The sequence below is a fragment of the Cytobacillus sp. FSL W8-0315 genome (assembly GCF_038002905.1).
GTDB classification, from domain to species: Bacteria; Bacillota; Bacilli; order Bacillales; family Cytobacillaceae; genus Cytobacillus; species Cytobacillus pseudoceanisediminis.
Map to the genome: position 1 here is coordinate 1,062,280 of NZ_JBBOOC010000001.1, position 20,855 is coordinate 1,083,134.

Genomic DNA, 20,855 nt, shown 5'->3' on the forward strand with positions numbered 1-20,855 from the left:
CCGCTTACATAAAAAACACAAGGGGGAAAATAACGATGAAAGGCAAATCTTCACTAGCATTAAGCATTTTACTGATTCTTTCATTGCTGCTTTCAGCATGTTCCGGAGGCGGTGAAGAAGCATCAGGCAACAGCAGTGAACCAAAAGAGGGAGGTTCATTAATTTATGCCCGGGGTGCTGACGCTATTGGGCTGGACCCAATCAATGTAACAGATGGAGAGTCCATCCGTGTAACAAGCAATATCTTTGAAACCTTGTTTGTATATGACGAAAATCTTGAAGTCCAGCCAGGATTAGCGGAGTCTTACAAAGTCTCTGATGATGGAATGACCTGGACCATTACCCTTAAAAAGGGCATTAAGTTCCAGGATGGAACAGATTTTAATGCAGATGCAGTCGTGTTTAATTTCGACCGATGGATGGATCCCGAAAACCCCTACCATAAAGGGGATTTTCCATACTATCCGTTCTTATATGGGGGCTTTAAAGGCGATCCAAACCATAAAATCGAGTATGTAAAAGCAGTGGATGAATCCACAGTTGAGTTTAAATTAACTGAAAAGACAGCTCCGTTTATCAGCTACTTAGCTATTCCTATGTTTGGAATTGCCAGTCCGGCCGCGATTGAAAAGCACGGTGACAAGTTCTCAGAAAATCCAGTAGGAACAGGTCCTTTCGTATTTGATAGCTGGAAGCACAATGACAAAATAGTACTGAAGAAAAATGAAAATTATGCAGGTGAAGGGCCATATCTTGATGAGCTGATCTTCAGGGTTATCCCTGAGAATTCTTCACGCCTGACTGCACTTCAAGCTGGTGAAGTAGATATCATCGATGGCTTAAACCCCGATGATGCAACAACTATAGAAGCCGATTCACAGCTTAGTCTTGTAAAGCGCCCAAGCTTTAACATTGGCTACATGGTTCTCAATACGCAAATGGCACCTTTCGATGATGTAAAAGTACGTCAGGCGGTCAATATGGCAATTGATAAACAAGCCATTGTGGATGCTTTCTATAATGGTTATGCAGAGGTAGCAAAAAATCCATTCCCATCTGTGCTGTGGGGCTATAATGACAGCATTGAAGACTACAAATTCAATGTGGAAGAAGCGAAAAAACTATTGGCAGAAGCAGGATATCCAGATGGATTCAAAACCCAGCTTTGGGCAATGAGCAATCCAAGACCATATATGCCGCAGCCAATGAAGGTGGCAGAAGCTATTCAGGCAGACCTGAAGAAAATCGGCATTGAAACAGAAATCGTTACCTATGAATGGGCAACGTACCTTCAAAAGTCAGGAAACGGGGAACACCCAATGGGATTATACGGCTGGACAGGCGTTATGGCCGATCCGGATAACTTCCTTTTCCCGAACCTGAGTGCAACGAATACTGCTAAACCTGCCAGCAACCGTGCGTTCTATGAAAACGAAGAATTCACGAAGCTTTTGCAGGATGCCCGTGTAACATTTGATCAGGACGAACGTGCAAAGCTTTACGAGCAGGCTCAGGAAATTTTCCACAAGGATGCCCCATGGGTGACTCTTGCACATACAACACCGCCAATCGCAATGGCAGGCTATGTCCAGGGATTCACTGCACACCCAATGGAGGATGATGATTTTACGAAGGTTTACCTGACGAATTAACAGCAAGAAGCCCCTGCAAACGCGGGGGATTTCTTTTCAAATTAATGGGAGGGTTTCACTGTGTATGAATTATTGAAAGGCCTGTGTGATATTGTGGGTTCCAGCGGTTTTGAACAGGATGTTCAAAGATTTATCTTAAATGAAGTGAAGGATTATGTAGATGAATACCACGTCGATCCGGTAGGAAACCTGATTGTGAAAAAGAAAGGGAACAGCGCGGATTTCCCTTCTTTAGTCATTGCAGCTCACACCGATGAAATTGGATTTATTGTAAAAAAGATTGAAGACAATGGGTTAATCCGATTTGAAAAACTAGGCGGATTCGATGACCGGATCCTTTTATCATTGCCAATTAAGATCCGTTCTGAAAATGGCACTGTGGATGGAGTGATCGGAACCATTTCAGCCCACTATGTGAAATGGGATGATCCAAAACGCATTTCCAGCCACCGTGATCTTTATATTGATATTGGAGCCCGCACAGCAGAAGAAGCCGCGGAAATGGGAATAAAGGTTGGACAGCCCATCAGCTATGGCACAGAGTTCAAAAAAATAGGAAATAACCGTGTTATTGGCAAAGCCTTGGACGACCGGGCAGGCTGCGCACTACTGATCCGCTTACTTCAAAACATCGGAAGAAATGGGACACAGCATGGCGACATCTACGGGGCATTTACGGTTCAGGAGGAAGTAGGATTGAGAGGGGCTTCCGTTGTATCTGCTGCCGTAGATCCTGACTTTGCGCTGGCACTTGATACAACCCCAACCAGCGACACATTTGATGTCCTAATGACAGGCACGAGAAGCCTTGGCAGCGGCCCTTGCATCAAAATCGCTGATAAATCACTGATTGCCCATCCGCTTGTCACGCAGCACCTCGAAAAAGTGGCGATAGAAGGGAATATTCCATATCAGCATGAAGTCTTCATGGGAATTGGAACTGATGCCGGAGCCATACATATGACCAATAAAGGCGTCACAACGGGTGTTATATCAATCCCATCCCGTTATACTCATACTCCTATAGAAGTAGTCGACTTGGATGATATGGAGAACTCCTACAAACTGCTGCACGACTTTGTTGTGACATTGGATCAGCTGAAGGGAAAGACGTTTTTAGATACATAATCATATAAGAGAAGACAGGGGGATCAAGCTCTCTGTCTTTTTTTTATAAAAGCAGTCGTGCGAAACGGCCTATTTGCGGAATTCTCCCCTCTATATGCAGGTTTGGTCATTCTATATGCAGATTCAAGCAATCTATTTGCAAAATGAGCTATTCTATTTGCGGGTTTCCCGTTTCTATTAGTAATGTTCACATTCACGGGAAAGGGGACAGTCAACCTGTCCCCCAAGCAGCGGCCTGGCAGGGATTGATCTCTCAGTCATTTTGTTAAAATCAATCAAACGTTTGATTGGACCGGGGAAACCCCTGCAAACACTGCATTCCCGGATGAGAGAAGCACAAAACAATTTCATAATTTAGTATTTTAACTTGAAATTATAGCGCTTACATAGTATATTGAATACGTATTCAAAAAGTAGAAATTTCAGAAAGTTGGTGAGCGAATGGAGAGAATAGCTGTACTTGGGTGCGGCACGATGGGCCATTCCATTGCGCTTAATGCGGCCTGGGCCGGACTGAGTGTGAAAATGCAGGGCATTAGTGACGCCGACCTGGAACAGGGCTGGACCAATATGCTGAAGAAGCTTGAGGTTATGCTCAATAACGGTATTTTATCCGATTCGGAAGCTGCCCAAATTCAGGAAAATATTAAAATGACCGTATCTGTTGAAGAAGCGGTCACAGATGCTACTTTTGTAATTGAAGCTGTACCGGAAAACATTCAATTAAAGATTGACTTATTTAAGCGTCTTGACGCTCTTTGTGCTCCAGATGTCATTCTGGCCAGCAATACTTCCGGCCTTAGTCCAACGGAGATTGCCTCCGAGACAGTATATCCGGAACGGACAGTGGTGACGCACTTCTGGAACCCGGCTCATCTGATTCCTCTCGTAGAGGTCGTACGGGGTGAGAAGACTGGCGATGAAGCTGTGGAAAGATCTTTTCAGATTTTAAAGCAAATGAAGAAAAAGCCGATTGAAGTGAAAAAGGAAATTCCCGGTTTTGTCGGCAATCGCCTTCAATATGCACTCTTCCGCGAAGCCCAGTATCTTCTGGAGGAAGGCATCGCGAGCAAAGAAGATATTGATGATGCAGTTACTTACGGAATTGGACGCAGGCTGCCGGTTTCTGGCCCGCTGATGACGGCCGATATGGGCGGACTGGATGTCTTCTCGGCCATCTCTGATTATCTGTTCCAGCATTTATCCAGTGCTGAGGAATCCCTGCCGATTTTAAAGAAGCTTGTAGAAGAACAGAAGCTCGGCGATAAATCGGGTGAAGGCTACTACAAGTGGGATGAGGATTTTTCCAAACAATACAACCAGAAGAGGGAAGAAGAGCTGATCCGCTTTTTGAAAAAGGATCTGGGAATCCAATTAATCTGATGGAGGAATGGTATGAAGAACTTTCCCGATCTGGAGAATAAATCGGTGCTTGTCACAGGCGGAAGCAAAGGAATCGGAAGGGATATTGCCCTTTCCTTTGCCAAAAACGGAGCGAAGGTTGTGATCGTGGGGAGAGATGAAGAGGCTCTGCAGCAGACAACCGAAGAACTGAGAAAATTCAATCGCAGCAGCTTCTATGTTTCCGCTGATTTAAACAATGTTTCAGAGATTCAAAGAATGACAGAAGCGGCCGCAGATTATATGGGCTCTCTTGATGTGCTGGTCAATAACGCGGGAATTAACCGGGCCAAGCCTGCCATGGAAGTGACGGAAGAGGATTGGGATCTGACGCTTGATACCAATTTGAAAGCGGCTTTCTTCTGCAGCCAGAAAGCAGCCGAATATATGATCCCAAATCAATCCGGCAAAATTGTCAACATTGCTTCCCAGATGGCCTTTGTCGGCTATTACAAGCGGGCGGCTTATTGTGCCAGCAAAGGCGGCATGGTACAGCTGACGAAAGCACTTGCGGTGGAATGGGCCTCCCATGGGATTAATGTGAACGCAGTGGCTCCGACCTTTATTGAAACGGAGCTGACTTCAAAAATGTTCGAAGACAAGGAATTCGAAAAGGAAGTCTACAGCAGGATTCCGCTTGGAAAGCTTGCGGATGCAGGTGATGTTTCGGCAGCCACACTATTCCTTTCTTCCAATCTATCAAAGTTTATTACGGGTGATACGATAAAAGTAGATGGCGGATGGACAGCCATTTAATTTTTTACAGATATTTGCATACGTATTCAAAAATAAATAACTTGGAGTGATATCAAATGGCAACTTTCTTAAAACAGGGGAAAAATGTTCAAGAAGTACAGGAAGCAGACGTAAAAGTAAGGGAAGCGGTAAGCGCGGTTCTTAAAAATATTGAAGAGAACGGCGATTCAGAGGTCCGCAAGCTTTCTGAGCAGTTTGATAAATGGTCACCGGAACAATTCAGATTAAGTGATGAGCAAATTCAGGAGATTGTGGCATCTGTACCTGAACAAACGATCAATGACATCAAATTTGCTCAGGAGCAAATCCGCAATTTTGCCGAGCACCAGAAAGCAGCATTACAGGATATTGAAGTAGAAACATTGCCTGGCGTGTTCCTTGGCCATAAAAACATTCCGGTAAACAGTGTAGGATGCTATATTCCCGGCGGACGCTACCCGATGGTTGCTTCCTCCCACATGAGTGTTTTGACAGCGAAAGTGGCAGGCGTTAAGCGCGTAATTGCATGTACACCTCCGATTAAAGGAGAAATTCCTTCCGCAACCGTAGCCGCGATGCATCTTGCAGGCGCTGACGAGATTTACCTTCTTGGCGGAATCCAGGCGATGGGTGCAATGGCAATCGGAACGGAAACAATCGAGCCGGTTGATATGCTGGTTGGCCCTGGTAATGCATTTGTTGCAGAAGCGAAGCGTCAATTATATGGCAGAGTGGGAATCGACCTGTTTGCAGGACCAACTGAGGTTCTTGTCATTGCAGATGAAACATCCGATGCTGAAATAATTGCAACGGATTTATTAGGACAGGCTGAGCATGGACCTAACTCTCCGGCATGCCTCATTACAACTTCAGAGAAATTGGCAAACGAAACAGTGGCAGAAATTGAACGCCAGCTTGAGACTCTTCCAACAGCAGATGTTGCAGGCGCGGCATGGAAAGATTACGGTTCTATCATTCTTGTAGACAGCCTGGAAGAAGCCGTAGTGGAAGCGGATAAATTGGCTTATGAGCACGTGGAGGTATTAACTGAGGATCCAAACTACTTCCTTGAAAACATGACCAACTATGGAGCGCTTTTCCTTGGGCCGGAAACGAATGTTGCTTACGGGGATAAAGTCATTGGCACAAACCACACGCTTCCTACCAAAAAGGCAGCACGCTACACTGGCGGCCTATGGGTTGGCAAGTTCCTGAAAACATGCACATACCAGAGAACAACGCCTGAAGCAAGTGCAAAAATCGGTGAATATGCATCCCGTCTATGCGACCTTGAAGGCTTTAAAGGACATCAGGCACAGGCTGACCTTCGTGTGAAGCGCTATGGCAGCCTCGTGAAGTAAGCAAAATCTGTTATAATTTCTCTGTCTAGATTCAGGCAGGAGGAACATGCGTTGAAAAATAAAAAAGTGACAGCCATGGATGTCGCTCGGCTGGCAGGCGTTTCGCAATCGAGCGTGTCCAGGGCTTTTAGTGAAAATTCAAGTATCTCATCAAAAAAGAAAAAGCTTATTCTGGAGGCTGCTGAACAGCTGGGCTATCAGCCGAATGCCATTGCCCGCGGCCTGATCACGAATCAGTCCCGCATCATAGGGATTGTCATGCGGAATATCCAGAACCCTTTTTATCCGGAAATCCTCGATAAGTTCTACAGCAGGCTGGCTGAAAAAGGGTACAAGGTAATGTTTATCAACTCCCAGAATAACGAAATCCAAGAGGATGAAGTGAGCCATTTAATTGAGTACAGCGTGGAGGGAGCCATCATCACAGATGCGCTTTTGACCTCTTCGACTGTGCAGAAGTTTACCCGCAATGGCATCTCGGTCGTCCTGTTTAACCGATATGTGAACGATTCCTTAAGCAGTGCTGTTGTGTGCGATAACTTTGCTGCCGGTAAAAGGATAGGGCACTACTTGATAGAAAAAGGACATGAAAATCTCGCCTTTATCTCCGGACCGATGAATACATCAACAACAGTGGATCGGAAAAATGGGTTCCAGGAAGCTTTGAAGGAACACGGCATTTCTTCCTTTTTAACCGAAAATGGCCTTTATTCGTATGAAGGAGGATTTGCAGCAGCGGAAAAGCTGCTGGAGCAGGATAAAAAGATAGATGCCATCTTCTGTGCAAATGATATATCCGCTTTTGGCGCAATGGATTATCTGAAGAAACAGGGTATCAGAATCCCTGAGGATATTTCGGTCATAGGCTTTGACAATGTGGCTATGTCGGATTGGTCATCCTATGAATTAACCACCTGGCATCAGCCGGTCGATGAAATGGTCGATTATTCGATTAACCTTCTTTTAGAGCACATTAACGGGGATATGGACACCCCTGAAATTCAAAGAATAGAAGGGCATTTGGTGGAAAGAGGATCGGTAGCGGACAGAAGGTGATGGAGAGAAGGCAGGGGTTTTAGTAAAACCAATTTTACATCTTTGAAGTTCGATAAGTGTCTAGCTCCAGGCGCCATCGGCTCGAGGTCATAAGCCAATCCGTCCAAAAGGTTAAAGAACAACCTTTCAGCCGGCTTGTCTTATGCTTGTCGCCGAAAGCGGGCGCCTTGCGCTTTTCTGATAGGAGGATCTTATGCTAAGTATGATTGGATTGCTTGGGGGGATTGGGCTTCTCATCTATTTAACGATGAGAGGGATGAACCTGCTGCTTGCTGCCCCTCTTGCCGCATTTATTGTTGCAATATTCAGTGGATTACCGATTTTTCCTCAGCTGGCAGGCGAGGGTGAAGTCAATTTTCTAACCAACTATATGAACGGGTTTGCCGGGTTTATTACATCCTGGTATTTGATGTTCTTATTCGGTGCCATTTTTGGAAAACTAATGGAGGATAGCGGAGCAGCAGATAGTGTTTCCAAATGGATTATCGACAAGATTGGCATGAAACGGGCAGCGTTGGCTGTTGTCATTGCCTGTGCGGTCTTAACATATGGCGGTGTAAGTCTGTTTGTTGTTGCATTTTCCGTCTATCCAATGGCCTTGAGCCTATTTAAGGAAGCCAACCTGCCAAGAAGGTTCATACCGGCAGCTCTTGCCTTCGGTTCGACTACATTTACCATGACGTCAGCGGGTTCACCGGAAATCCAGAACTGGATTCCGATTGAATTCCTGGGAACTTCCCCATATGCCGCCTGGGAAGTCAGCTTTATTGTTGCTGTCTTTATGATGGCATTTGGATACTGGTGGCTGAAGAAAATGATTAACAAAGCGATCCGCAATGGAGAAAAATTTGAGGCAAGAGAAACGGATTCTGCGTTGATCCGCGAAAACCTGCCAAGCCCGATGTTAAGTATGATTCCGCTCTTGGTCGTCCTTGTGATTTCATTTATCTTCCATGATTCATTGGCACAGTCAGCCCTTATTATCGCGTTATTGAGCGGCTGCTTTGCAACCTATTTTCTTAACCGCAAGTATTTTACAAATGTATGGGGAGCCGTGTCTGAAGGAACGATTGGCGCATTGATTGCCATTGCCAATACATCTGCGGTTGTAGGCTTTGGCGGTGTGGCTAAAGCAACACCTGCCTTTGCAAGTGCAGTTGATGCCATGACAAGCATTCCGGGAAGCCCATTAATCGGCGGAGCTCTGGCTGTTGCTGTCATTGCAGGTCTGACCGGATCTGCTTCAGGTGGCCAATCCATCGCATTGCCGCTGCTTGCCCCGCATTATCTGGATATGGGTGTCAATGCAAGTGAACTCCATCGTGTTGTGGCGATATCATCCGGATCGATTGATTCCTTGCCGCATGGCGGCTACGTTGTGACAACCATCCGTGCCATCTGCGGTGAATCGCATAAGGATGCCTATCCGGCATTTGGTGCATTGACAGTAATTGTTCCGATACTTGGTGTGATTTTAGCGGTCATTTTATTTTCGATTTTCTAAATGGCTTTAGCGGAAAGACAGAGGGGTTTAGTCTCTCTGTCTTTCTTTTTATAAAAAGCCGCTGTGTGCAGTGGTTTATTTGCAAAAATCCCACCTTTATTTGCAGCATTGGCCATTTATTTGCAGGTTCTAACAGTTTATTTGCAAATTAACATCTTTATTTGCAGGTTACCCGCTTTTATTTGCAAAGTTCACAATCGGCAACACAGAAAGCTACGCTCCTGCGCAGTTCGCAATTGACCTATCCTCTCTATTTGTTTTAAGAGTGCTATAATTTAGAAAATTATAATAGAAGGAGGAATCCTTTGTGCCGCAATTACATATTGATGAGCTTCTCTATGTGAAAAACTGGATGACACCCAGCCCTTTTTGTATTCAGCCGGGGCAAACACTGGGTGAAGCTGCAAAAATGATGGTGGATCTTCATCTGGAAAGCCTGCCAGTATTGGATGAGCAGAATGGGTTAGTCGGTATGATTACATCAAGAAAGCTGCTTAACTACTTTTCCCAGGGAAACTCAGGGGACACTTTGATTGGCAGTATCCCCAAATCGAATCTGGCAGCTGTCCGGCCAGATGATTCGATCCTTGATATTTTGTCGCTTCCATATGATCAGCTTCCTGTCATAGGTGAAAATGGCAAATTGCTTGGCATCCTGACAACCAGGGATATGCTTGACGGGCTTTCCAAATACCTGCATAACCTGAGGCAAAAGCAAAATTCAGATGGTGCTCTTGGCGCAATTTTGGAAAGTGCCTATGAGGGGATAGCCGTTGTTGATCAAAACGGCATCCTGCAGGAATTCAATGAAGCATACAGCCGTTTTACCGGAGTTAACCGGGAGGATGCGATTGGCAGGCATGTGACAGAAGTAATCGATAACACCCATCTTCATGAGACGGTAAAGACCGGAATAGCCGAACGCGGGGTTCTCCAGAACATCCAGGGGCATGACATGGTGGTGCACCGGATTCCGCTCAAGAAGGAAGGCAAGATTGTCGGGGCGATAGGAATGCTGATTTTTGAAGGGGTCTCGGAGGTTTATAAAATCTATGAAAGGCTGCAGGAAAATCAAACGGCTAAGCCGGATCTTTTCACAAAGAAAAAGGAAAGCGATAGCCGGATTACGATTGATCAGATCATTGGGAAAAGCGAAGGCATCTCAGATGTAAAGCGGCTGGCACGGAAGGCGGCAAGGACTGCGGCAACTGTTCTGATAACGGGTGAGAGCGGGACAGGTAAAGAGATGTTCGCAAAAAGCATCCACCATCTCAGCCCCTTTTCGACCGGGCCGTTCATCAGTGTGAACTGCGGGGCCATTCCAGAGCACTTATTCGAATCCGAACTCTTCGGCTATGAAGAAGGTGCATTTACCGGAGCGAAAAAGGGCGGCAAGCCCGGAAAATTCGAACTGGCAGACAACGGTACTATTTTTCTCGATGAAATCGGGGAGATGCCGCTTGTCATGCAGACCAAACTGCTGCGGGTTCTGCAGGAAAAAGAAGCCGAACGTGTCGGCGGTGTGAAGAAGTATCGAATCAATGTCAGAGTAATCGCAGCGACAAACCGTGACCTAATGCAAATGATTGAAACAGGGGAGTTCCGGGAGGATCTATACTACAGGCTGAACATTATCCAGCTTCACATCCCGCCGCTGCGTGAACGGAAAAAGGATATCCCCGTCCTGCTGATCCATTATCTGAGTGAAATTTGTGAGAGGTATCAGGTACCGGGAAAAATATTCACCTCTGAAGCGGTGAATGCATTTGTACGGCATCCATGGAGGGGAAATATTCGCGAGATGGTCAATACGGTGGAGCAGCTGGTTACCCTGGTGGATGGGAAGGTCATTGACTATCACCATTTGCCTGAGATGTTGAAAAGGTCTGAACCTATTACTAAAGATGGGAAAGAACCGTCATTAGCTGTCGGATCCATAGAGGAAGCCAGGTTTCTGGGAAATCAAAGAGAATCGGAATTAATTCTTGATGCTTTAAGAAAGGCGGGCGGGAATAAATCGAAGGCTGCTGATTTACTGGGGATACATCGGACGACCCTCTACCAAAAGCTGAAGAAGCATGGAATAACGTGAATGTAGTGTAGTGGTTTCGCTACAAGATATCTACAGTTGTAGTGTAGCAGCTACACTTTGGCAGAAATAGAACACTGACTTTACTGGGTTTCATAGTTGGCACACTCCTTGCAAGTATAGTAGTAACGAAGCAAAAGGGGTGGAATGTTCAATGGAGAAACCAGCAGTTTTCCGTGTGCCGGAAGCGATCTTATATGGAAGGGGATCTTCCGAAAAAGTTGGTGCTGAAGCGGCGCTTAGAGGGAAAAAAGCATTAATAATCAGTGACAAAATAATGGATCAGCTCGGTTATGTAAGCGAATGCAGAACTCTTCTTCAGGAAGCCGGAGTAAAAAGCGAGGTATACCTTGGGGTAGCATCTGAACCAACTGATGAGTATGTAGTAGAAGCATTGACGCTTTTTCAAAAAGAGCAATGCGACATGGTCATCTCAGTAGGAGGTGGCAGCTGTATTGATACGGCGAAAGCCATCGCCGTTCTCGCAACGAATGGCGGCTATATCGGCGATTATATGGGAGGAAGGAAACTGGCACAGAATGCGCCTGTACCTCACATTGCCATTCCAACGACAGCCGGGACAGGCTCAGAGGCAACAGATGTAACAGTCATTACGAACTCATTCAATGATGTAAAAATGATGATTAAGCAGCCTGCCTTCATGCCGAGTGTAGCAATTGTGGATCCTTTGCTCACGATATCCTCTCCGAAGAATGTTACATCTGCAACAGGGGTGGATGCATTAAGCCATGCCATTGAAGCATATCTGTCTAAAAAAGCACATCCAATGACCGATACGATGGCGGTATCAGCTATGAAACTGATCGTGGAAAATATTTTAACCGCTTACAATGAGGGGGAAAACGTCGATGCCCGTGAGGCGATGAGCCTTGGTTCTCTCCAGGCTGGAATGGCGTTCTCAAACGCATCCGTATGCCTTGTGCACGGAATGAGCCGTCCCATTGGAGCTTTATTCCATGTACCGCATGGAATCTCGAATGCCATGCTCTTGCCGGCCGTATTGGAATTCAGCCAGGAAGCATGTATTGATCGCTTAGCAGATATCGGACGAATTTTTCAGCCTGATAATGAAAGCCTTACCAGAGAAGAAGCAGCTGAAATCGCTGTTCAATCTGTTAAGGATTTGTGTTTGAAATTAAATATTCCTAACTTAAGAGGATGGGGAATTGACGAAGAAGCGTTTAAGGCTGCGATAAGTAAAATGGCAACTGATGCGATTGACAGCGGCAGCCCTGGCAACAATCCAAGAGTCCCGACTCAGAGCGAGCTGGAAGAGCTATACCATGTTTGCTATGAATATCAGTTTTCCTCTGAAACAGAAAAAGTGTAACAGGGGGACAATCAGATGCTTGGAATGCTGGGGTTAATCGCTTCACTGATTCTATTAATGTATCTAACAATGAAAGGCGTAAATATAATTATTGCCGCCATCATCAGCGCCGTTGTGGTTGCTGTTTCAGGAGGACTTAACCTTGAGACTGCCCTGACAGAGCATTATATGACGGGCTTTACAAATTATTTTTACTCATGGTTTCTAATCTTCCTGCTTGGGGCAGTTTTCGGAAAAATTATGCAGGTAACTAAGGCGGCTGACAGTATTGCGAATTGGGTTAAGGATACACTGGGCCCATCGAGAGCTGTATTTGCTGTCGTGGCCGCAGCGGCGATTATGACATATGGCGGCGTCAGCTTGTTTGTAGTCGGCTTCGCAGTGTATCCAATCGCTGTTTCCTTATTTAAAGTGGCCAATCTGCCGCATCGCTTTATCCCGGCCGCTTTGGTTTTCGGTTCGATTTCGTTTACGATGACAGCACCGGGCTCGCCGGAAATCCAAAACCTGATTCCAACTGAGTTTTTCGGAACAAAGCCGACTGCAGGTGGAATCATTGGAGTGTTAATGGCATTAATCATAATGATAACAGGCGGTATTTTACTAAGCCGAATGGTGAAAAAAGCGGTTCAAAATGGAGAGGTATTTTCTTTGCCGAATCAGCAGTCCGGTGCTGCAAATGAGTCGGCGGCTGCTCTGGAAACGGAGCTGTCCATGCAAAGGCCTGATGCTGCACCTGCAGGGAAGGACTTCCCGCATGTATTGATGGCGATATTGCCGCTGGCTTCCGTTATTGCCATATTAAACACAGCAGCCAACTTTACTTCGTCAACGGCGGCCGCTTTAATTTCCCTGACGAGCGGGATCATTTTGGCATGTGTATTGATGATTAAATATCTGGTTGGATTTTGGGAGGCTTTGGCAAAAGGTGCCCAGGATGCTTTAGTCGCTGCGGCTAATACGTGTGCGGTTGTGGGCTTCGGAAGTGTTGCCGCCCAGGTTGCTGCCTTTGATACATTCGTCGATGCTCTGGTCAATATTCCTGGACCTCCCTTAATGGGACTGGCGATAGCCGTTACGTTGATTTGCGGGATTACAGGCTCGGCTTCAGGCGGTTTGGGGATTGCCCTTCCGATTCTGGCGCCTATGTATATGGCCCAAGGCCTCGATCCTGGGGCGATGCACAGGATTTCAGCACTTGCTTCGGGCGGTCTGGATTCACTTCCGCATAATGGCTATGTCGTTACGACGATCCGGGCAATATGCGGGGAAACCCATAAGCGTTCCTACTGGCCAATTTTTATCCTGAGTGCAGCAATGCCAACGGCTGTGTTATTCCTGGCTGTGATCTTATATTCAATTTTTTAAAACAATAGACTTCTAATTTTGAAAGGGGATTTTACTCATGACAGCGACAACAACAAAGGTATTAAAGAACTTTATCAATGGCGAATGGGTGGATGCAAACACGGATAAATTCGAATTGGTGCCAAACCCTGCAACGGGCGAGGAGCTTGCACGCACTCCGATCTCAACCCGCGAAGATGTCGATAAAGCTGTTCAGGCTGCCAAAGAAGCGTTTAAAACCTGGAGCAAAACGCCGGTGCCAAAAAGAGCTAGAATTCTATTTAAATATCAGCAGCTTTTAGTAGATAACTGGGACGAGCTGGCAAAGCTGATTACACAGGAAAACGGCAAGAACTATAAAGAAGCATACGGTGAGGTTCAGCGCGGAATTGAATGTGTGGAATTTGCTGCAGGCGCGCCATCTCTTATGATGGGTAAGCAGCTTCCTGACATTGCAACGAATATAGAATCGGGCATGTACCGCTACCCGGTTGGGGTCATCGGCGGCATCACGCCTTTCAACTTCCCGATGATGGTACCTTGCTGGATGTTCCCGCTTGCGATTGCGTGCGGAAACACATTCGTCTTAAAGCCGTCTGAAAGAACGCCAATCCTGGCTAACCGCCTGGCAGAGCTGTTCACAGAAGCAGGTCTGCCGGCAGGGGTATTCAATATCGTCCATGGTGCGCATGATGTGGTGAACAGCCTGATCGACCATAAGGATGTACCGGCTATTTCTTTCGTTGGCTCCCAGCCTGTTGCCGAGTATATATACAAGTCAGCTACAGCGAACGGCAAACGCGTACAGGCGCTTGCTGGTGCGAAAAATCACTCTATAGTTATGCCTGATGCAGACCTTGATGGAGCTGTTAAAGAAATAATTGCTGCTGCTTACGGGTCAGCAGGTGAAAGGTGCATGGCCTGCTCTGTAGTAGTAGCTGTGGATTCTGTTGCCGACGAGCTTGTTGAGAAATTGAATGAGCAGGCAAGCCAGCTGACTATTGGAAACGGATTGGATGAGGATGTCTTCTTAGGACCAGTTATCCGCCAGGAAAACAAGGAGCGCACAAGCAATTATATTGAAATTGGCGAAAAAGAAGGAGCTTCTCTTGTGCGAGATGGCCGCAAAGACGAAGCATATCACGAAAATGGCTATTTCATTGGACCAACGATCTTTGACAATGTAAACCCATCCATGAAAATCTGGAAAGAAGAAATTTTCGCACCAGTTTTATCCATCGTACGTGTGAAGAGCCTGGAAGAAGCAATCGAGCTCACCAACAAATCCGACTTTGGTAATGGCGCCTGCCTGTTTACTCAAAATGGAAGCAGCGTCCGCTACTTCAGAGAAAACATTGAAGTAGGCATGCTCGGCGTCAACATCGGCGTACCGGCTCCAATGGCCTTCTTCCCATTCTCCGGCTGGAAGAATTCGTTCTATGGAGACCTTCACGCCAACGGAACAGATGGTGTGGAATTCTATACGAGGAGAAAGATGCTGACTGCACGCTGGTAAAAATAAGAGAGATGAGGCACCTGCAATGAAATGCAGGTGCCTCTTTTTGTTAATCACATAGACCCATATATTTTAAAAAAAGAGTGCAAAAGGTCACAAAATTTCACGTTTTCTGTCGATATAATAAAGGAGTATAAATGAGATGGGGAGATCAATGATGTTCGGAAAAGGAAAGTTGAAGCGGCTGGAGGAAGAAAAGAGGGAATTGGAATCAAGCATTCAGGCTGCTGAAGAAGAATTTCAGCGCAGGGAAAAGTATTATCAGACACTGATTCATTCTTTTAATGAAGATTTGACGAATACGGTAAGCCAGCATGAGATTGTTAATGGACAGCATTACATGCTGGGAGATTTGGTTTTGAAAATTAAAGACGGTTTTGAAAACGTAAAAAGACATAGTGAAGCTACTTTTACAAACAGCCTCACTTTATCTGATAAGGGGGAAAATCTGATCCAGTCTGCAAAAGAGATGGTAAAAAGCTCGGAGGAAGGCCGTGGATCCGTGAGCAAGTCTGAACAGCTTATTAAGCAGCTGGGTGAGCAATTAGAAGTGAATTCACAGAAGATGGAGGCGCTGAGCAAAAGGTCAAAAGAAATTGAGATGATTGTTCAGGTCATAAAAGATATCGCGGAACAAACAAATCTCCTGGCTTTGAATGCATCCATCGAAGCGGCACGCGCAGGCGAGCAGGGCAAAGGATTTGCTGTCGTTGCGGATGAGGTCCGGAAACTGGCTGAAAGCACAGCGACGAGTACGGCTAATATCAGTTCCCTGACGAAAAATATTCAGGACGATATTGAAGCAACACTGAACTCCACAGTCGCAAGCACCGAATTAATTAAAGATGGCATGTCCCTCAGCGGTCAAACAACCAGCAAAATTGATTCAATCACAAGCCTTATCCATACGGTTGAAACAGAAGTCAGTGAAGTAATTGAAATGATAAACGCTCAGAAGGGATATTCCCAGGAGGTGGCCGCTGAGATTTCGGAGACGAAGTCAGTTTTTGATCAAGTGAACGAGCTGATCCAGAGGCATATTGACGATGCAAGGGTCGTTGACGAGAAGCTCGAAGGTGCCATCTCGCAGGTTAAGGCGGTAAATTACTAAGTTTTCAAAAGGGGTCAATTATGAAAAAGAAAAAACAGAAAGAAAAAGGGTCGCTGTTTTCATTTACTATTAGAAAGAAATTATTGCTCTCATTTATTATTATTCTATTAATTCCATCGACTTCAATTGGATACATTTCCTATCAAAAGGCTCAAGAAGAAATAACAGGCCAGATTGAAATGAGTGCGGATGACAATGTAAAAATCCTTGACCAATTTATCATGGACTTTATTAAAACAAAAATGGAAGATACGAATTATTTTTCAAAGCGGATACAGAAGGATTTTTACACTGCGGAGGAATTAGAGGAGACGAATAAAGCCTTTAGTCAATATAAAGAGCTGAATCCGGAGGCAGTTGCCATTTATGCAGGCTCTGAAAATGGAGATTTAGTCATTTATCCGCGTGCAGATTTGCCGGCTGACTTTGATGCAACCACACGCCCCTGGTATCAGGGAGCCATGGAGGCAAAGGGAAAAGCCTTTATCACAGAGCCATATGTTGATGCTGTAAGCGGAAATATCCTAATCACAGTAGCCCAAAAGCTCGGCGACAGCTCCGGTGTTATCGGGATTGACTTAAGTCTCTCTGCTCTAAGTGAACTATCCAATAACATTAAGATTGGGAAAGAAGGCTATCCCGCTATCTTAAGTGCGGAGGGAAGCTTTTTAGTGCACCCTCAGGAGAAGCCAGGCACAGAGGCAGAGGGAAGCTGGCTGCCGGAAGTACTGGAAAAGGAAAAAGGGCAGGTAGAATACACTCTTGATGGCGAAAAGAAAGAAATGCACTTTACCACCAATGGCCTGACAGGCATGAAGGTGCTTGGCACAATGAATCTGGAAGAAGTAACATCAGCCGTACAGCCTATCTTAGTGTCGACGATTATATTCATAGCCATTTTCGTACTTATAGGTGCACTTATTTCCTATTTTATTGTCCGGTCGATCACACGCCCGCTCAATCAGCTGATCGCAGCAACTGATAAAGTCAGCGAGGGAGACCTGACTCAGAAATTTGAGGTTAAAAATAACGATGAAATCAGCAAACTGGGCATCAGCTTCAATAAGATGGTCGCCTCCCTTCAGCAATTAATCAACCAGGTAGGTGAAAAAGCGGTTCACCTTGCTTCATCATCGGAGCAGCTGACGGCAAGCTCCGAACAGAATAACATGGCAACAGAGCAGGTGGCCAACTCCATCCAGGAAGTAGCAACAGCTACTGAGCAGCAGACGGAAAAGGTGAAAGAAAGCACTTCTGTCGTAAAAGAGATGTCCGGCCGCATTCAGAGAATCATGCTCAACACAAATGTCGTTGCCCAAACAGCTAATGAAACAAATGAAGTGGTTGTAAAAGGAAATGAAGCGATCGACCTTTCAACAAACCAGATGAAAAATATTAACCTAACAGTCTCTGAACTAGGTTCAATTGTTCATACATTAGGGAAGCGATCAGAGGAAATTGGCCAGATTGTCAATGTCATTTCTGAAATTGCCGATCAGACGAATCTGCTCGCACTGAACGCAGCGATTGAAGCAGCAAGGGCAGGTGAGCACGGGAGAGGCTTCGCCGTTGTAGCTGATGAAGTCCGCAAGCTGGCGGAACAATCATCCAAATCGACGGAAAGCATCCGCGAACTGATCTCAACGATTCAAACGGACACAAGCAAGGCCATCACTTCAATGGAAAAGGGAACAGCGGAAGTGGAAAAAGGAATTGACCTGGTTAACAATGCAGGAGATGCCTTCAGCCACATCCAGCAATTTGCCGACACCGTTTCGGGCCAGATCGCGGAAGTTTCCTCATCCATCAAGGACATGGCCGAAGGTGCCGACCAGGTGGTGGAACTCGTAAGCGCAATCGAAGAAATTGCTGCTGTCACCACAGCTGAAAGCCAGGACGTATCCGCTGCTACAGAAGAGCAGCTGGCGTCCATGGAAGAAATTGCGGCATCTGCTGCTTCGCTTTCGGGGATGGCGGAGGAGCTGCTGGATTCTATTAAGAAGTTTAAAGTGAATTAAATTAAAGGACCCGCCGGTTTGGCGGGTCTGTTTTTATGTGGCGGCAGGTTCAGAATGTGAACCCTGCAAAAAGAGCACGGAAACATACAAATAGATGCTTAACCCTGCAAATAGAACTGGAAATTCTGCAAATAGAATAGGTAATTTACAAATAGTTAGCTGGATACTGCAAATAGATGAACTGCATAAGAACGGGAAACGGCTCGCTTAGTTGATTTGCAAATAGAACCGGGGATTCTGCAAATAAACCGGAGTATGCTGCAAATAGCAGGATAAATTCTGCAAATAGAACGGGAAAAGTACAAATACCAGGCTGCTACAAGCAAATAGACGAGCAGCAATAGATCGGGGATCAGTCTAGGATGATCAAATTGCAAATAGAATCTTAGATTTTGGAAAAAGAACTGGGAGCTCGCAAATAGATTCAGGCTTCTTGCAAATAGATATATTCCTCCCAAATTAAAAAAAGCTGCAAAAGCGTATCCAGCGCTTTCGCAGCTCCGTTTAAGGAAAATAGATATCAAGACGATTTTTATCTCTCCGCATAATATAGTAATTTTGAAAATCCTCGCCTATCAATATATTACGATACTTCTTCGAGTTGATGGTTACGATCCGCTTTCTGTTTTTGATAAAATATATCGTCCCCTCGTGGACGTAAATCTCATTAAAGCTGATACCATCCCGATCAATAAGCCCCTCTTCATAATAATAATTCAAAATGACATGCCTGTTCTTATAATCGCACAAAATCGTCAGGTCCCTCACTTGTTTTTCCATACCCTCAAAACATACCCCCCGCATCCGCATTGATCGATAAATTGAGTGTCTGCTTTATTTCCGAAGTATATGAGCAGCGCTTCAGTTAGATAGTTATCGGGATTACCTAACTCAGCTGGTGTGACTATATTGACATAATATCCTTTAGCTGTCTGGCTTACTGCCGCCATCGCATCGTTGATCAGAAGCTCCAAATCACTAGCGTAATTACCATGCTCAAGTGAAATAGACCAGTTCTGTTCCATATTAGCACCTCAATTCAGCCTGATTATAAAATAATTGATTAGAAATATTTGTGCAGTTAATCACTATTCAGGGGATTTTTGATAAATTCGGTGTCTTTTATTTCTTTTAAAAGAAAGGTTCATTCTGGAGAGTAATCTTGAAGCCGTATAGGGGGAGGGTATATGGGTAAATGAGCGGAATTCCCAGTTGGTAATTGACGGCTTAATAAGCCGGAAGTAGTCTTGGATAGCCGCTTCATGTGCCAGAGGGGAGGAAAACATACACATTGGGCAGTGCCATTTCCCCCAATGGAAAATCATCGGAAGGGAAGTGCATTTAGGACAGCTAACACCAGTGAGAACTTCCTCAGCTGAGACATTGAAGTGCTCGAGAATCTCGGATGGTGAAGGATTATGTTTTTTTAACAAAGTTCGGCACAGCTTCCGTATCTCTTTAGGGTCAGTTTTTTCTTGAGGGTACTTATTTTCAATCTCATTAATTCTGTATAAAAGATGATGGGAGTGTAGAACTTTGTTAGATATACTCAGTGGATCTTTATCGGTTTTAATAATGGTGGAAGGATGGCTGATCACAACTAAGAATTCTACAGGAATCCCGGGAAATCCATTAAAATTGAGCCACGTTCTAAACTGATTCGTCTGATGTCGGGCTTGTGAAATGGGGTCGTGAAACCCTTCCTCTTTGTCATTGTGAATGCGGAGGAGCTGCTGAAAATGAGGGTCGAAAATCAAAGTTCCTGTCCAATTTTTAACTTCTAAAATGAGAGCGTAGTTCGTAGTTATCAGCAATGCATCGATCTGGAAGAAGTGTGTTCCGCTTGATAGCCGCAGGTTATGAAAAATCCAATATTTTTTAGGATCTAGAAAGCTTAAGTAATAAAATAATCTTTCTTCTCCCTTAAAGCCAGCGCTTCTCATTTTATAATCTGAGGTCATTTTTTCTCGCGCAGGATGCTGTTCGGGCGTTCTTCTTAACAACGCTTCAAGCTGTAGGTTAATTTCGGGGATTTTCAGGCTTTTAATAATCAAGTATGTCTCTCCTTTCTATGATAATAAGTTATTTTCGATAGTAATCTTAATTTATTTTTTTATATAGGAGTTTATTTGCAGGTTTTTGTGCTCTATTTGCAAATTATCTAACTCTATATGCAAGTATTAGACAATGGCTGTTTCCCGAATATTTTATTAGCAGAAAGTAGGCTGCTATTTGCAAAACGACCCTTGCTATTTGCAGCTTTCCCACTTAATTTGCAAAGTCCACATGTCCCACCCCATACCCTCCACATCCACTTTATTTCCGAAGTGCCATCTGTTAAGTAGTCATCTGGATTTTCCAGCTTACCCGGTGTGACAATATTGACATAGTATCGCTTTGCTGTCTGGCTGACAGCTGCCATAGCATTATTGAGCAGCAGCCCTAGGTTATTTACATACTCACCATGCTCCAGGGAAGCAGACCAGTTCTTTTCCATGATGGCATCTCTCTTCAGTTATATCTTACAATACATGGAAAATTGATGATGTGAGTTGAATCACATGGGCATTAAAATAGAACAGCCGC

General features: G+C 45.0%; 17 protein-coding genes. 13 read left to right on the forward strand and 4 right to left on the reverse strand.

What is annotated here, in order from left to right; all coding sequences use genetic code 11:
* The first annotated feature begins 35 nt into the window (after window positions 1-35).
* The 13 genes from MKY20_RS05590 to MKY20_RS05650 all read left to right on the forward strand — a co-directional run bounded on the left by MKY20_RS05590 (window position 36) and on the right by MKY20_RS05650 (window position 18,269).
* Window positions 36-1,652 carry an ABC transporter substrate-binding protein gene (locus MKY20_RS05590; protein ID WP_251174260.1) on the forward strand — a complete coding sequence of 539 codons (1,617 nt, stop codon included), beginning with the start codon at window positions 36-38 and terminating at the stop codon, window positions 1,650-1,652.
* Window positions 1,653-1,712: 60 nt separating this feature from the next.
* Complete coding sequence (locus tag MKY20_RS05595) at window positions 1,713-2,780, forward strand: M42 family metallopeptidase (protein WP_251174259.1); 1,068 nt, start codon at window positions 1,713-1,715, stop codon at window positions 2,778-2,780.
* Window positions 2,781-3,221: 441 nt separating this feature from the next.
* The gene (locus MKY20_RS05600; protein WP_251174258.1) at window positions 3,222-4,163 is read left to right on the forward strand and encodes a 3-hydroxyacyl-CoA dehydrogenase family protein; all 942 of its coding nucleotides are present in this window, start codon (window positions 3,222-3,224) and stop codon (window positions 4,161-4,163) included.
* A gap of 12 nt (window positions 4,164-4,175) precedes the next feature.
* Window positions 4,176-4,937 (forward strand): SDR family NAD(P)-dependent oxidoreductase, encoded by a 762-nt coding sequence (locus MKY20_RS05605; RefSeq protein ID WP_251174257.1) that lies wholly within the window; start codon window positions 4,176-4,178, stop codon window positions 4,935-4,937.
* Window positions 4,938-4,993: 56 nt separating this feature from the next.
* Entirely contained in the window at window positions 4,994-6,277 is a 1,284-nt protein-coding gene (hisD, locus tag MKY20_RS05610; RefSeq protein ID WP_251174256.1) for a histidinol dehydrogenase, read from the forward strand.
* Window positions 6,278-6,328: 51 nt separating this feature from the next.
* Window positions 6,329-7,333 carry a LacI family DNA-binding transcriptional regulator gene (locus tag MKY20_RS05615; RefSeq protein ID WP_192907932.1) on the forward strand — a complete coding sequence of 335 codons (1,005 nt, stop codon included), beginning with the start codon at window positions 6,329-6,331 and terminating at the stop codon, window positions 7,331-7,333.
* Window positions 7,334-7,526: 193 nt separating this feature from the next.
* Window positions 7,527-8,837 (forward strand): GntP family permease, encoded by a 1,311-nt coding sequence (locus MKY20_RS05620; protein ID WP_009332117.1) that lies wholly within the window; start codon window positions 7,527-7,529, stop codon window positions 8,835-8,837.
* Window positions 8,838-9,144: 307 nt separating this feature from the next.
* Entirely contained in the window at window positions 9,145-10,929 is a 1,785-nt protein-coding gene (locus tag MKY20_RS05625) for a sigma 54-interacting transcriptional regulator (RefSeq protein ID WP_341000639.1), read from the forward strand.
* Window positions 10,930-11,080: 151 nt separating this feature from the next.
* Entirely contained in the window at window positions 11,081-12,277 is a 1,197-nt protein-coding gene (locus tag MKY20_RS05630) for an iron-containing alcohol dehydrogenase (RefSeq protein WP_251174254.1), read from the forward strand.
* A gap of 15 nt (window positions 12,278-12,292) precedes the next feature.
* Complete coding sequence (locus MKY20_RS05635; protein ID WP_251174253.1) at window positions 12,293-13,645, forward strand: GntP family permease; 1,353 nt, start codon at window positions 12,293-12,295, stop codon at window positions 13,643-13,645.
* Window positions 13,646-13,682: 37 nt separating this feature from the next.
* Window positions 13,683-15,140 carry a CoA-acylating methylmalonate-semialdehyde dehydrogenase gene (locus tag MKY20_RS05640; RefSeq protein ID WP_009332113.1) on the forward strand — a complete coding sequence of 486 codons (1,458 nt, stop codon included), beginning with the start codon at window positions 13,683-13,685 and terminating at the stop codon, window positions 15,138-15,140.
* A gap of 142 nt (window positions 15,141-15,282) precedes the next feature.
* Window positions 15,283-16,251, forward strand: coding sequence for a methyl-accepting chemotaxis protein (locus MKY20_RS05645; RefSeq protein ID WP_284521538.1), 969 nt, complete (start codon window positions 15,283-15,285; stop codon window positions 16,249-16,251).
* A gap of 20 nt (window positions 16,252-16,271) precedes the next feature.
* On the forward strand, window positions 16,272-18,269 hold the full coding sequence (locus tag MKY20_RS05650; RefSeq protein ID WP_251174252.1) for a HAMP domain-containing methyl-accepting chemotaxis protein: 1,998 nt from the start codon (window positions 16,272-16,274) through the stop codon (window positions 18,267-18,269).
* 504 nt (window positions 18,270-18,773) lie between these two features.
* Here MKY20_RS05650 and MKY20_RS05655 read toward each other — a convergent pair.
* From MKY20_RS05655 to MKY20_RS05670, 4 genes are all read right to left on the reverse strand, one after another.
* The gene (locus tag MKY20_RS05655; RefSeq protein WP_019380720.1) at window positions 18,774-19,049 is read right to left on the reverse strand and encodes a hypothetical protein; all 276 of its coding nucleotides are present in this window, start codon (window positions 19,047-19,049) and stop codon (window positions 18,774-18,776) included.
* The gene (locus MKY20_RS05660) at window positions 19,034-19,294 is read right to left on the reverse strand and encodes a CGCGG family putative rSAM-modified RiPP protein (RefSeq protein ID WP_009332110.1); all 261 of its coding nucleotides are present in this window, start codon (window positions 19,292-19,294) and stop codon (window positions 19,034-19,036) included. Before MKY20_RS05660 ends, MKY20_RS05655 begins: the two co-directional genes overlap by 16 nt.
* Before the next feature lie 63 nt (window positions 19,295-19,357).
* Complete coding sequence (locus MKY20_RS05665) at window positions 19,358-20,323, reverse strand: nuclease-related domain-containing protein (RefSeq protein WP_251174251.1); 966 nt, start codon at window positions 20,321-20,323, stop codon at window positions 19,358-19,360.
* Window positions 20,324-20,436: 113 nt separating this feature from the next.
* Window positions 20,437-20,766 (reverse strand): hypothetical protein, encoded by a 330-nt coding sequence (locus MKY20_RS05670; protein ID WP_251174250.1) that lies wholly within the window; start codon window positions 20,764-20,766, stop codon window positions 20,437-20,439.
* Window positions 20,767-20,855 lie beyond the last annotated feature (89 nt).

What these genes read in the sequence shown, in the direction of transcription:
- MKY20_RS05620 (WP_009332117.1), top strand. Translation starts at nt 7,527, where the DNA reads ATGCTAAGTATGATTGGATTGCTTGGGGGGATTGGGCTTCTCATCTAT.
- MKY20_RS05605 (WP_251174257.1), top strand. Translation starts at nt 4,176, where the DNA reads ATGAAGAACTTTCCCGATCTGGAGAATAAATCGGTGCTTGTCACAGGC.
- MKY20_RS05600 (WP_251174258.1), top strand. Translation starts at nt 3,222, where the DNA reads ATGGAGAGAATAGCTGTACTTGGGTGCGGCACGATGGGCCATTCCATT.
- MKY20_RS05670 (WP_251174250.1), bottom strand. Translation starts at nt 20,766, where the DNA reads ATGGAAAAGAACTGGTCTGCTTCCCTGGAGCATGGTGAGTATGTAAAT.
- hisD (WP_251174256.1), top strand. Translation starts at nt 4,994, where the DNA reads ATGGCAACTTTCTTAAAACAGGGGAAAAATGTTCAAGAAGTACAGGAA.
- MKY20_RS05590 (WP_251174260.1), top strand. Translation starts at nt 36, where the DNA reads ATGAAAGGCAAATCTTCACTAGCATTAAGCATTTTACTGATTCTTTCA.
- MKY20_RS05640 (WP_009332113.1), top strand. Translation starts at nt 13,683, where the DNA reads ATGACAGCGACAACAACAAAGGTATTAAAGAACTTTATCAATGGCGAA.
- MKY20_RS05650 (WP_251174252.1), top strand. Translation starts at nt 16,272, where the DNA reads ATGAAAAAGAAAAAACAGAAAGAAAAAGGGTCGCTGTTTTCATTTACT.
- MKY20_RS05655 (WP_019380720.1), bottom strand. Translation starts at nt 19,049, where the DNA reads ATGGAAAAACAAGTGAGGGACCTGACGATTTTGTGCGATTATAAGAAC.
- MKY20_RS05645 (WP_284521538.1), top strand. Translation starts at nt 15,283, where the DNA reads ATGGGGAGATCAATGATGTTCGGAAAAGGAAAGTTGAAGCGGCTGGAG.
- MKY20_RS05660 (WP_009332110.1), bottom strand. Translation starts at nt 19,294, where the DNA reads ATGGAACAGAACTGGTCTATTTCACTTGAGCATGGTAATTACGCTAGT.
- MKY20_RS05635 (WP_251174253.1), top strand. Translation starts at nt 12,293, where the DNA reads ATGCTTGGAATGCTGGGGTTAATCGCTTCACTGATTCTATTAATGTAT.
- MKY20_RS05630 (WP_251174254.1), top strand. Translation starts at nt 11,081, where the DNA reads ATGGAGAAACCAGCAGTTTTCCGTGTGCCGGAAGCGATCTTATATGGA.